Origin of the sequence: Inquilinus limosus (assembly GCF_002195995.1) — a bacterium.
In the GTDB taxonomy this organism is placed as follows: Bacteria; Pseudomonadota; Alphaproteobacteria; order DSM-16000; family Inquilinaceae; genus Inquilinus; species Inquilinus limosus_C.
This window is the reverse complement of record NZ_NHON01000011.1, coordinates 134,734-147,352: the sequence shown is the minus strand read 5'-3', so window position 1 is coordinate 147,352 and position 12,619 is coordinate 134,734. Positions and strand designations below refer to the sequence as shown.

Annotated in this window: 10 protein-coding genes; 4 read left to right on the top strand and 6 right to left on the bottom strand. The window is 65.0% G+C overall.

What is annotated here, in order from left to right:
- Positions 1 to 43: 43 nt before the first annotated feature.
- Entirely contained in the window at positions 44 to 685 is a 642-nt protein-coding gene (locus tag BWR60_RS08415; RefSeq protein WP_088150552.1) for a flavodoxin family protein, read from the bottom strand.
- Between the two features lie 90 nt (positions 686 to 775).
- Between BWR60_RS08415 and BWR60_RS08410 the strand changes: the two genes are divergently transcribed.
- Complete coding sequence (locus tag BWR60_RS08410) at positions 776 to 1,171, top strand: winged helix-turn-helix transcriptional regulator (protein ID WP_088150551.1); 396 nt, start codon at positions 776 to 778, stop codon at positions 1,169 to 1,171.
- A 114-nt stretch (positions 1,172 to 1,285) separates the two neighbouring features.
- On the opposite strand, the gene BWR60_RS08405 is transcribed toward BWR60_RS08410, so the two are convergent.
- A complete protein-coding gene (locus BWR60_RS08405; protein ID WP_144445562.1) occupies positions 1,286 to 4,360 on the bottom strand; it encodes a class I SAM-dependent DNA methyltransferase in 3,075 nt (1,024 codons plus the stop codon).
- Positions 4,361 to 4,602: 242 nt separating this feature from the next.
- Positions 4,603 to 5,592, bottom strand: a complete 990-nt coding sequence (locus BWR60_RS08400; RefSeq protein WP_230982995.1) for an aldo/keto reductase — start codon at positions 5,590 to 5,592, stop codon at positions 4,603 to 4,605.
- A 279-nt stretch (positions 5,593 to 5,871) separates the two neighbouring features.
- On the opposite strand from BWR60_RS08400, the gene BWR60_RS08395 reads away from it, so the two are divergent.
- Positions 5,872 to 6,639 carry a hypothetical protein gene (locus BWR60_RS08395; protein WP_088150550.1) on the top strand — a complete coding sequence of 256 codons (768 nt, stop codon included), beginning with the start codon at positions 5,872 to 5,874 and terminating at the stop codon, positions 6,637 to 6,639.
- A gap of 277 nt (positions 6,640 to 6,916) precedes the next feature.
- Here BWR60_RS08395 and BWR60_RS08390 read toward each other — a convergent pair whose 3' ends face one another.
- Entirely contained in the window at positions 6,917 to 7,903 is a 987-nt protein-coding gene (locus tag BWR60_RS08390) for a D-2-hydroxyacid dehydrogenase (protein ID WP_088150549.1), read from the bottom strand.
- Positions 7,904 to 8,124: 221 nt separating this feature from the next.
- On the opposite strand from BWR60_RS08390, the gene BWR60_RS08385 reads away from it, so the two are divergent.
- A complete protein-coding gene (locus tag BWR60_RS08385; protein ID WP_088150548.1) occupies positions 8,125 to 10,635 on the top strand; it encodes a GcvT family protein in 2,511 nt (836 codons plus the stop codon).
- 19 nt (positions 10,636 to 10,654) lie between these two features.
- Here BWR60_RS08385 and BWR60_RS08380 read toward each other — a convergent pair whose 3' ends face one another.
- Positions 10,655 to 11,425, bottom strand: coding sequence for a class II glutamine amidotransferase (locus BWR60_RS08380; RefSeq protein ID WP_088150547.1), 771 nt, complete (start codon positions 11,423 to 11,425; stop codon positions 10,655 to 10,657).
- Positions 11,426 to 11,740: 315 nt separating this feature from the next.
- Here BWR60_RS08380 and BWR60_RS08375 point away from each other — a divergent pair, with 315 nt between their 5' ends.
- Entirely contained in the window at positions 11,741 to 12,235 is a 495-nt protein-coding gene (locus BWR60_RS08375) for a hypothetical protein (protein WP_088150546.1), read from the top strand.
- A 39-nt stretch (positions 12,236 to 12,274) separates the two neighbouring features.
- Here BWR60_RS08375 and BWR60_RS36275 read toward each other — a convergent pair whose 3' ends face one another.
- On the bottom strand, positions 12,275 to 12,466 hold the full coding sequence (locus tag BWR60_RS36275) for a hypothetical protein (RefSeq protein WP_144445561.1): 192 nt from the start codon (positions 12,464 to 12,466) through the stop codon (positions 12,275 to 12,277).
- Positions 12,467 to 12,619 lie beyond the last annotated feature (153 nt).

The window sequence follows — 12,619 nt, the reverse complement described above, 5'->3', positions numbered from 1 at the left end:
GCGGCGGGCACAACCCGCCCTGGACCGTCGCATCGGCGCCGCGTCAGGCCACCGCCTCGGGCCAGACCCGGGCCGGCCGGTCGGTGTCGATCTCGTAATCGGTGGCGTAGCGGTCGAAGAGGCCGCGCCCCAGCCGGCGGGCCTCGGCCAGCGGGTCCAGCGGGTCGCGCCGCACCTCGCCGCGGGCATTGCCGTGGCCGTGCACGACCCCGACGAAGCGCGACCGGGTGTAGCGGCTGTATTCCCGGATCTGCTGCACGATGGCGGCGGAGACGGTCGGATACGCCTCCTCGGAGCTGAGGACGAGGCCGATGCGCTTGCCGGTCATCCGCGCCTTCACCGTCTCGGACTCGGGATAGGAGGCGGCGACATAGCAGAACATCCGGTCGAAGAAGGCCTTGAGCTGGGCCGACATGCCGTACCAGTAGATCGGCGTGGCCAGGACCAGCCCGTCGGCGGTCAGGAACCGGTCGAGGAATAGCGAGCGGTAGCCGTCGTCGATGGCGCAGCTGCCGTCCGGCCGCCGGCATTGCCGGCAGTCGCGCAGGAAGCCGCCGATGGCATCGGCCAGATGCACCGTCTCGACGGCATGGCCGGCCTCGGCCAGGCCGGCGGCGACGGCACCGGCGAGGGCGGCGGAGTTCCCCTCGCGCCGGGGGCTGGAGCTGAGAATGAGGGCTTTCATGACGTCTCCTCGAGGGCTTGCGATCCGCGATACGGTCCTATGTATCGGGAGAGGGCCCGCGGCCCGCAATTACGCACCTTGAGGTAACCGATGGGGCCGTCTGCCCAACCCGAGCCTTCCTCCCCGCCGGACGTGTTCGATGAGACCTGCTCGGCCCGCCACGCGCTGGAGCTGGTGGCGTCGAAATGGGCTGTGCTGATCCTGTCGGCCCTGGCCGGCGGGCCGACCCGCAACGCCGAGCTCTTGTGCCGGATCGGCGGCATCTCGCAGAAGATGCTGACCCAGACCCTGCGCGACCTGGAGCGCAACGGCCTGGTGCTGCGCCAGGACTTCCACACCGCCAAGCCCTGCGTCGAATACCGCCTCAGCCCGCTCGGCGATTCCCTGAGCGAGACCCTGACGGCGCTGGACCGCTGGGCCGAGCGCCACTTCCCGGCGCTGGACGCCGCCCGGGAGGCGTTCGACGCGAGAGAAAGCGAACGGTGAGAATCAACGCGGTCGCACCTCGCCACTTCGCGCCGGGGTGGGCGCGCCGGCCAGGAATCATTAGGCCATCTGGCGATGTCTTGGCATGTACTACCAGACTGGACGGATGGCCTCTCAAAGATCGCGTTTCGGGCCCCGTTTCCGCTTTAAGGAAGCGGCAAGCGGTCTCTTTTCAAACGCTGGCACCTTCTCCTCGGCAGCTTGAAGGAGCGGCTGTTCAGACGGCTGAGCATATTGCATATTGCTAGGTGTGTCTGTCGTAAAGCTGCTGACAAGAGGCAGATGCCCTTGTCCGGATGGCGGTATGCTGATGCGGCGCCTTGGCTTGGATGGGTGTTGAGCGTCTGCCTTGGCGTGATTGAGCCTCAGCAATTCTGAGAGGGCATCCTCATCGGAAATGCTCTCTGGCCACCCATAGGCGGCAGCAACCGCTGCATCCAACCTTCTATGTGCCTCCACCAGCCAAGCTGGCCGGATGTTGTAGAGATTTGTGAGCGTCCGCGTGCGCAGGATCTCAGCAGCTTGTTCATCGATCGGCAGCAAGCGAGGTGGATAGCCAGCAACTGTCTCTGGAGCAGAGCGCACTAAATCCGGCGGGTTTAGCCACATCTGGCGTTGGGTCTCCAAGATCCTGGATGCAAGAGCGATTGGCTTCGCTCGAAGATCTTCCTCAAGTCGCTTTGACCAACGATACGGTTCAATGCCCTCCGGAAACGGATATGTCTCGAACGTGGTGCTAATTGTATACCGAGGATCGTTGCCTACTCCAATCCAGGAACCGGTTCTAAGAGCCCACATCTCGTGGAAGCGACTTTGCAAAATACCGAAAGTAATGTCATCGTCTCTTGCTATAATCAATAATTGGTGGTCCGGAATTATACCGTATGGTAACCATGCGAATATTCTATACTTTGAAACTTCGGGGGTGACAATATAGCGTTGGAGCCGAGAAATTGCACGTCGTAGGCCCGGTCGTGGCTCAGCATGTCGCCACCAGAATTTTCGATAGTTGTCGCGTCGATTGTTGAGGCGGGATGGTTTTACATTTTCCAATATGAAATGGAACGGCGCCTCATAGCAGGACGCTGATTCTTCATCCATTTCCAGACCGAAGTCGATAATCCACTTTCCCGTTGATCTCTGGGTAACATCCTTTCCGTTGAGCCACGGTCGCAACACGTCGGAATTGGGCCTGCCATTCACATTTAAGGGCAACGCAAGCCATTTACGTGCAAGCTCACCCGGTACGTCAAACGAGCCTCCCTTTGTGTTCCCCATAAAGGCAATGCCTGCATTCTCAGGCAGCCGCTTGGCGCTGGTCACGTCGGTCACTGTGGCCGTCAAATCAGCGGAAATGCGCTTGGCAGAACGACCGTTGAGTTTTGGGTTGATATTTGACGTACTCCTTGCAAAACAGACGACAGAGACGCGAATTGCCACCCCCTCCACAGCCCACGGTTCGTCGTCTCTGGCGTCAAAGATGACACCACTAGAAACAATATCCTCAAGTACTCGACGATTTGCGCCGCCTCGAATCGAGTTTGTTGTGACTAGGCCGGCTCGCTCCAGCTGCCCAGCCTTTACGCGATCCCAGGTTCTGGCTATCCAATACGCGACGAGATCAGCCTCTGCTGAAACTCGTCCTCGATAGACTTCAAACAATCGATCTACGTACTCGCTCCCTAGGTATGTCCTGAGCAATTTCCCGCCAAGAAAAGGAGGATTCCCGATCACTACGTCGGCTTCGGGCCATTCAGCCTCTTGGCCATCCTCAGTTAGCAGAGCGTCACGGCGCTGAATTCGGTTGAGAGTTTCGAGGACTGGCTTGCGGGAATAGCCCCAGCCTCGTTTCAAATTCCATTGGATCTCACCAATCCAAACGGTGACACGCGCAAGTTCAGCGGCATATCGATTAATTTCTATGCCATAGAGATTGGCGGGCCCTACAATTGGTATTTCTCGATGTAGTTGTGCGCTGATTTCCTGTGCTTCCAACCCTATTAGGTGTTCGAATTCTTTAAGGGCAAGTAGAGCCACATATAGGAAATTTCCCGACCCGCATGCGGGGTCAAGGACTCGGAATTTTCGAACGCTGTGAAGGGAGTTTTTGTAAACATCTTGCGCTTGACGCAGTGCTTTCTTCCGCTGAACTGGATTCTTCGATTGCTCATATATCCGAATAAAGTTTTGAATCTTCAGCTTTTCCGCTTCCCATTTTTCGCGCAACGGATGGACGATAACGGGATCTACAATCATGTCGATCTTTGCGCGATCGGTATAAAATTTTCCTAGTTGTGAGCGTTTGTCAGGATCGAAGCCACGTTCGAAAAGCGTCCCAAAAATCGATGGATCAATATCGGCCCATGATCGGCGGGATGCCTGAAGGACCGTCTTGATTTCGTTTTGAGTCAGTTCGAGCGCGGTGTCATCGTCAAATAGCCCGCCATTGAACCAGCCAACTGGATCGAAGCCGATCCAACCTCCGTCCCGCATCGCGTGGAACAATTCGCAAATATGTCTAGGGAAAGTCTGGGGGTGCGCCAACGACGACTCAAGGAGCCCTGTGAACAGCCCTTTCTTTAAAAGACCTACGTCCTGTGCGAACATGCAGAAAACAAGACGGTTCAAGAAATGGGCTATGACCTCGGGTTGATGTCCCCGCTGGCCAATGGCGTCCGCGAGCTGAGAGAACTCTTCTGCAGCTTGACGCGTAAGGCCTTCCGGTGTCTCTATCGGTCGCAGATGGTCGGGAGAGGATAAGGCAAATTTCAATAATTGACGCTTCGATGGGTTTATAATTTCTTCCAGATATATGATGTATTTTTCTGTGATCGAGTTTGTCCAATTGGTGTGTATTCTTGTCTCCTTTATATCTGAAACGATAAGCAAAGGAGGATTCTGAAGGCCAGGAGCGTATTGCTGCAATTGTGCGTAGGCCGTATCGAGATTGCTATCTTTTCTTTTGTACTCCCAAGCAAAGAAACCTTGGTGCCATACATCTGCCCAACCTGGTCGGCCAGAAGTTTTTGTGGTAGCGCGTTCGAAGGCATAAATTTTGCCGGATAGATCAATATCGGTTGGCGCTACTTCGCCAAGAAGTGTGCAAAGATCTATGAAATGGGATTGGGAAGCTGCTCGTTCCGATAAATTATTCTTAGACCATTTCTCAATAAACTGCTCAGGAGTCATCTCTTTTCTCGCATAATATTTGTTCGATAAAAAGAGAAACTATGAAGATATAATAGTATATGTCGACATTCCGTCTTGGGCAATGCTTAATGAAAACCTCCGCTTGGCATGGCTGAGAGATCAGCGGCATCCGTTGTGCCGATGTTTTGTCCTTGAAGCTGGAGAGTGCAGATACGGAGCTACTCTGAAGGGAGTCGTTGAACGCCAGGGCGGACGCAGCACTTCGTTGCCCGCAGGGCGCCTCAGATCTGCACCGATTTCATCCCGGCGGCGGCATAGCGCGTGCCGGCGGCGGCGCCGACCGGGATGGCGGCGTCCAGCCGGGCCAGGTCGTCCGGGGTCAGCGCCACCCGCAGGGCGCCGAGATTCTCCTCCAGCCGCGCGATCGACCGGGTGCCGGGGATCGCCACCACGTCGTCGCCCTGGGCCAGCAGCCAGGCCAGGGCCAGCTGCGACGGCGTGCAGCCCTTCTCGGCCGCCAGCGCCTCGAACCGGTCGACCAGGGCGCGGTTATGGGCGAAGTTCTCGGCCTGGAAGCGGGGATGGGCGGCGCGGCGGCCGTCGATCTGCGAGAGGTCCTGGATCGCCCCGGCCAGGAAGCCGCGGCCGAGCGGGGAATAGCCGACGAAGCCGATGCCGAGCTCCCGGGTGACCGCACGCGTCGCCTCCGCCTCCTCGCGATACATCAGCGAATACTCGGTCTGCACCGCCGCGATCGGGTGCACGGCATGGGCGCGGCGGATGGTCTCCGCCCCGGCCTCGGACAGGCCGAGATGGCGGACCTTGCCCTGTGCGACCAGCCGGGCCATGGCGCCGACGGTCTCCTCGATCGGCACCGCCGGGTCGACCCGGTGCTGGTAGTACAGGTCGATGGTATCGACGCCCAGGCGCCGCAGACTGGCCTCGCAGGCCTCGGCCACATACTCCGGCCGGCCGTCGACGCCGTTCGGGCCGCCCTCACGCCGGATCTGGCCGAACTTGGTGACCAGCACCACCCGGTCGCGCCGGCCCCTGATGGCGCGGCCCAGCAGCTCCTCATTGTGGCCCCAGCCATACATGTCGGCGCTGTCGAGATGGTCGATGCCGAGATCGATGGCGCGGCGGATCAGGTCCTCCGACGCCGCATCGTCGGCGGCGCCGTAGACGCCCGAGAGCGGCATCAGGCCGAGCCCGATGGCGGAGACCGCGAGGCCACCGAGCCGGCGATGCGTGATGGGGGAATCCGTCGTCATGCGTCCGTCCTTCCGATCAGGCCGTTCTGCTTGCGCGTTCCAGGGAGCCGCCGCGGCGGGGCAGGGGTGCCGGCGGGCGGGCTGTTCCCGGCCAGTCTGACTCGCAGGGGCACCGGCGCCAAGTCCGCCGGAGGTCCAAAGCGGGCGGCAAAGGGCGGCGGCTTCTGCGTCCCATTTGCGCCTCGGCAAGCGCAGAAATCGGGGCGCGAAGCGGCTCCAGCCACGCGTAAACACAATGTTCATTGCGCGATCCTGCGCGACTCGTTCATGATACGTTCCATGAAGGCGTCGCACTCCGTCCCCAACCAGCAGCCTGCTCCGACGGCCCGCGACCGGGCCGAGGCCGAGCAGGCCGCGCGCATGCTCGACCGGCTGGCCGAGATGGCGATGGAGCAGGCGGAGGTGACGCATCAGGCGGCCCTGGCTGCCGCCCGGGCCGGCGATGCCGCCCAGGCCAAGGATCTCGGGCTGGCCTTCGACCGCGCCGCCCGCGTCGTCCGCCGCAGCCTGGCGCTGAAGTTCCGTTTCGCCCGCGACCGGCAGGAGATGGCGGACAAGGCCGTCGCCCGGTCCCGCGACCAGGCCGAGGAGAAGGCCGGGCGCCGTCGCCAGGTGGCCCGGGCCGTCGCGCGGTCCATCGCCGCCGACCGCGACATCGATGGCCGCAAGGCCGAACGCCTCTCGGCCGAGATGTGGGAGCGGCTGATCGACGACGAGGACATCGATGCGGTCCTCGCCCTGGCCGGGCACTCGGTCGAGGAGATCGTCATCGGTCTCTGCCGCGATCTCGGCGTCGACCCGAAGCCGGTGCTGCTGCACGGGCTGGACGGCGCCGATGCCGGCCCGGCACCGCCGACGAGGGCGGGGCCGCCGCCCGACCCGCCACTCCCCCGGCCATGGTGGCCCTACTGCCGCATCATCCCCACCGAGGAGGGCAGGCAGGTCGGAGAACCCTACTGGTGGAACTGCGAGACCGACCAGCGGGTCGAGGACCCACGCGAGCTCGACGAGCTGAACGCCCGCGCCGCCGCCGCCCGACGACGATGACGGGATCGGACGGGCGTGCGAACACATTGCCTCTCCCGCTTGCGAGGGCTTTTCACAACGCCACTCCCTCGGCGTCATTGCGAGGAGGCGAAGCCGACGAAGCAATCCAGGGGCCGGTGCGCACTGGCCCCTGGATTGCTTCGCTGCGCTCGCAATGATGGTGTTGGGAACTCTGAAAAGGGTCTCGCTGCGCTCGCAATGACGGCAAAGGGCGGGGATGCGCCCTGAAACGCTCCCGCTCGCGGACGAGACGACAGGCCTCCCCGAGGCTGTCCCCTCAGCCCTTCGGCCCGCCCGCCACCAGGTTGAAGGGCCGGCCCTGCTCGAACGCGTCGATCAGGTCGACCAGCTGGTCGGCCAGGGCCTGCATGGCGCCGCGCGCGGCCCAGGCGACATGCGGCGTCAGGATGAAGTTCGGCAGGTCCAAGAGCTTCATCAGCGGCGCGTCGGCCGGCGGCGGCTCCGGCATCGCCACGTCGAAGCCGGCGCCGCCGATGCGGCCGGCCCGCAGCGCCTCGGTCAAGGCGGCCTCGTCGACCAGCCCGCCCCGCGCCGTGTTGATCAGCAGCGCCTCCGGCTTCATCCGCGCGAACTCCGCGGCGCCGATCAGGCCGCGCGTCTCCGGCCGCAGCGGGCAGTGCAGCGAGATCACGTCGCTGGTCGCGATCACCTCGTCGAACGCCAGGCGGCCATCGGCCGGCGCCGTATCGCCCTTGCGGCCGGCGAAGACCACGTCCATGCCGAAGGCCCGGCCGATCGTCGCCACGGCGCTGCCCAGCGACCCGCCGCCGATCAGCCCCAGCCGGGCGCCATGCAGGTCCAGCACCGGATGGTCGAAGAAGCAGAACTGCCTGGCCTCCTGCCAGCGCCCGGCCTCGACCGAGCGGCGATAGGGCAGCAGCGACCGGCGCAGCGCCAGGATCAGGGTGAAGACATGCTCCGGCACCGTGTGCACGGCATAGCCGCGGATGTTGCAGACGGCGACGCCGTGCCGGTCGCACCAGGCGGTGTCGACGCAATCCGTGCCGGTGGCGGCGACGGCGATCAGGCGGAGGTCCGGCAGCCGCTCCAGCACCGGCTCGCGCAGCGGCACCTTGTTGATCACGGCGACGCTCGCACCGTCCAGCCGCTCCGGCACCTGTTCCGGTGCGGTGCGCTGATGCTCCTCCCAGCGATGCGGGAAGGCGGGCGGGCGCAGGCGGATCGCCGGGGCCAGCGTCTCGCGGTCGAGGAAGACGATCTTCGGTGTGGATGGCAGCGTCATGGTCGGCCTCGCGGGAATCCTGCCAGCCAGCATGCCGATCCCGGCGCGGCCGGCCAGTCCGATTGCGACATGGCCGGCGTTCGGGCGGGCAGGGGGCGTCGGCGAGGAGGCTTTGGCGGGCCTGCGACATCACAGGTCGCGGCTGGGTTAGCCCCGAACCGGCCCGGCCCGGACACTCCCATCACGATGGCCGGAGTGGCCCGCAGGGAGCGGTTCGAGCGATGAAGTCAACAGCGCGCGTGGTGGTGATCGGCGGCGGCGTGGTGGGCGTGGGCACGCTCTACCACCTGGCCAAGAAGGGCTGGACGGACGTCGTCCTGATCGAGCGCAAGGAGCTGACCTCCGGCTCCACCTGGCACGCCGCCGGGCTGCTGCCGCTGTTCAACATGAGCTACTCGGTCGGGCAGATCCATAAGTACTCGGTCAAGCTCTACAACTCGCTCGAGGCCGAGACCGGCCAGCATGTCGGCTTCCGCCAGGTCTCCAACATCCGCCTCGCCCGGACCAAGGATCGCTGGGACGAGTTCATGTACTACAAGGGCGTGGCCGACACGATCGGCATCAAGGTCAACGTCCTGACCCCGGCCCAGGTCAAGGAGGTCTGGCCGCTGTGCGAGACCGACGGCCTGATCGGCGCGATCCAGCACCCGGATGACGGCTACATCCAGCCGGCCGACCTGACCCAGGCCTTCGCCAAGGGCGCCCGGGCGATGGGGGCGGAGATCCATCGCTTCACCACCGTCCTCGGCATCGAGCAGACCCCGTCCGGCGAATGGCTGGTCAAGACCGACAAGGGCGACATCACCTGCGAGCATGTGGTCTCGGCCTCCGGCAACTTCGCCCGCCGCACCGGCGCCATGGTCGGGCTCGACGTGCCGGTGATCCCGGTCGAGCACCAGTACATCGTCACCGAGCCGCACCCGGCGGTGCAGGAGCGGCAGCGCCAGGGCCTGCCGGAGATGGGCGTGCTGCGCGAGGCCGACAGCTCCTGGTATCTGCGCGAGGAGGCCGGCGGCTTCATCCTCGGCCCCTACGAACCGGGCGCGCCCGTCTGCTATGTCGACGGGCCGGACGAGCAGTCCGAATACGAGCTGTTCCAGGAGGATCTGGAGCGGATCGCGCCGCATATCGAGACCGCGATCGCCCGCGTGCCCGCCTTCGGCGAGGTCGGGGTCAAGAAGGTCTATAACGGCGCCATCGCCTACACCCCGGACGGCAGCCCGATCATCGGCCCGGCCTGGGGCCTGAAGAACTTCTGGCTGAACGAGGGCCACAGCTTCGGCGTCACCGCCGCCGGCGGCGCCGGCTGGCAGCTGGCCGAATGGATCGTCGAGGGCGAGCCCTCGATCGACATGATGGGCGTCGACCCGCGGCGCTTCGGCCCCTACGCCTCGCGCGGCTACCTCAAGGCCAAGAACGAGGAGGCCTACCGCAACGTCTTCACCGTTCACTACCCGGATGAGGAGCGGGCCGAGGCCCGGCCGCTGAAGCGGGCGCCCTGCTACGACCGGATGAAGGCGCTGGGCGCCGTGTTCGGCACCGTCTATGGCTGGGAGCGGCCGAACTGGTTCGCGCCCGAGGGTTATGAGCTGACCGAGGCGGACCTCAACAAGCCCGACACGCTGGTCAACGAGAACCACCCGCCGGCGGCGCCGGGCGAGGCCATCCGCGAGAAGTGGAGCTTCCGCCGCTCGAACTACTTCGAGTTCGTCGGCCGCGAGGCCCGGCATGTGCATGAGACCGTCGGCCTGCTCGACATGTCGGCCTTCGCCAAATACACGGTCAGCGGGCCGGGCGCGGCCGCCTGGCTGGACGGCATCGTCGCCAACCGGGTGCCGAAGAAGCCGGGCCGCATGACCCTGGCGCATCTCTTGTCGAAGAACGGCGGCGTGCGGTCGGAGTTCACGATCTACTGCGAGGGGCCGAACCGCTACTACCTGGTCGGCGCCGGCGCCTTCGAGCGGCACGACTGGGACACGCTGCAGAAGCTGCGGCCGCGCGACGGCTCGGTCGAGCTGCAGAAGATCACCACCCAGACCGGCGTCTTCGTGCTGGCCGGCCCCAGCTCCCGCGCCCTGCTGCAGAAGCTGACCGACACCGACCTGTCCAACGCCGCCTTCCCCTGGCTGTCGGGCAAGCCGATCAATGTCGGCATCGCCCAGGCCCAGGCGCTGCGCGTCAACTTCGTCGGCGAGCTGGGCTGGGAGCTGCACCATCCGATCGAGATGCAGAACACCATCTTCGACCTGCTGATGGATGCGGGGAAGGAGTTCGACCTGAAGCCCTTCGGCATCCGCACGATGGACTCGCTGCGGCTGGAGAAGTCGTACCGGCTGATCCCGCGCGAGCTGTCGATCGAATACGCGGCGCTGGAATCGGGACTCGACCGCTTCGTCCATCCGAACAAGGGCGACTTCATCGGCCGCGACGCGCTGGTGGCCTGGCGCGAGCGCGGCTTCAGGAACCGCTTCGTGACGCTCGAGGTGCTCGACGTCACCGACGCCGACGCCCGCGGCAACGAGCCGATCACCAAGGGCGGCGAGCTGGTCGGCCGCTGCACCTCGGGCGGCTATGGCTGGCGCCTCGGCAAGTCCCTGGCCCTGGCGATGGTGCGGCCGGATCTCGGCGAGATCGGCACCGAGCTGGACGTCACCATCCTCGGCAAGCCGCACCGCGCCGTGGTGATCGAGGAATCGCCCTTCGATCCGAACAACGAAAGGCTGCGGGCGTGACGGAAAGCCGGCCGGCGGATCAGGGGCGGAACGGCTCCAGGTCCAGCCGGCCGGCGCAGTCGGTCACCAGCAGATGGCCGGGCGGCACCTGGTGCCAGTGGTCGAAATCGCCGTCCAGCGGCTCGGACACGATCAGCCGCTGCTCGTCGATCGAGCAGTAGAACAGCGATGGCGGCGTCTCGTCGCTGGCATAGCGCACCGCCCAGACGCTGCAGCCGTCGCTCAGCGCCGCGGTCATGCGCAGCGGCTCGGCGACGGTCGCGCCGGCCATGATGTCGCCGATCGCCGCGACGGTGCGCCGCAGCGCCCCGGCCGGGTCGGTCTCCAGCCCGAAGCCGAACAGCGCCAGGAAGATCAGCTCGCTGTCGGTGGTGCCGCCGCGATGCGGATACAGCTCGTCCGGGATCAGCGCGTCGAGGCGCCGGCGGATCCGGTCGTAGCCGCCGATCTGGCCGTTGTGCATGAACAGCCAGCGGCCCTGGGAGAAGGGGTGGCAGTTGGCCCGGCTGGTGGCGGTGCCGGTCGAGGCCCGGACATGGGCGAAGAACATCTTGGCCCGGATCTGGTGCGCCAGGCTCTTCAGGTTCGGGTCGGCCCAGGCGGGCAGGATGTCGCGGTACAGGCCGGGCACCGGCCGCTCGCCGTACCAGCCGACGCCGAAGCCGTCGCCATTGGTCGCCACCACGGCCTTGCGGGCGTGCAGGCTCTGCTGGATCAGCGAGAATTCGGGTTCGAACAGCAGCTTCTCGAGGAAGATCGGGGCGCCCGAATAGCTCAGCCAGCGGCACATGATCGCATCGACTCGTCAAAGACCGGAACCGGCTTGTGGAATACGCCGTTGCGGGACCGGCGTCACCCCTGACATCCCGGCAACAGGTCTGGACGAATCGTCGTCGCCTGTCTGAAAACTTTCAATGTCATCCTCCAATTGGGGGATGCATAGTTTAGGATGTGAGAGCAGAGTTTTCTCGCGTGTGCGGCGAGCTTCCTGTGGGGGGATGGTTAGGTGGGGTTCGACGAGTCGATTGCGGACCGGCAGCTTCGGACGGTCTACCGGATATGGGGCCGACTGGCGGCGAGGGGCCGGCTGCCCGCGTGCGACGACATGATCTTCGCCAGTCTCAGCCGGCTGCCGCCGCCGATCCTGCTATGGGCGTGGATGCCGTGCGAGGGAACGTTCCGCTTCGCGCTGGACGCCCAGGGCGCGGGGCTGCCCTCGGACCGGAACCTGCCCGGCCGGGCGCTGGAGGATCTCTGCGCCGGCGAGCGCCACGACGCGATGCGCCGGGCGCTGATGACGGTGCAGCTCTCCGAACGGCCGCTCTACGCCGAGTTCGCGCTGTCGGACGGCCTCGACAGCGTCCGCAAGCGCACCCTGCTGCTGCCGCTGTCGGACGCCACCGACGACCTGTCCTATGTGCTGATGCTGGTCGCCACGGTCTGGCCGGTCGACGCCGCCGTGCAGCAGCGCATCGACGGCTGCCATGACGTCCGCGTCCATGTGCTGAACCAGCTGTCGGACGAGGTCGACGCGCATTGGGGCGATCCGCAGCCGGAGATCGACCCGGCCGAGCTGCACGCGCTGCTGACCATCATCTGATGGTCCGCCATCCGGTCGGACGGGCCGAAGCGGCCCCGGTCAGCGCCAGCCCAGCGAGCGCTCGGGGGATGGCAGGGCCTGGCGGGAGGTGACGCGAACGGGCTCATCCCGCTCGCGGCTGCACCACCACGCGCCGACGGCAAGTCCGACGGATGGGCCGATGATGGCCCAGACGACAAGAAGTGTTGTGACCATGTTGTCTCTCTCCCGCTCACCGGGATCGGTGAACATCGGGATCGGTTTTCGGCATATCGGCCGATACCCGAGATATGGGCAGGCCGATGCGAAGAACAACCTCTCGGTTTGGCGGCCGGCCGCTGGCGGGATGCCGAGGCACGGTGCCGGCACCGGCCGAAGCCGCGGTCTGGTTTTGCGCCGCGGGGA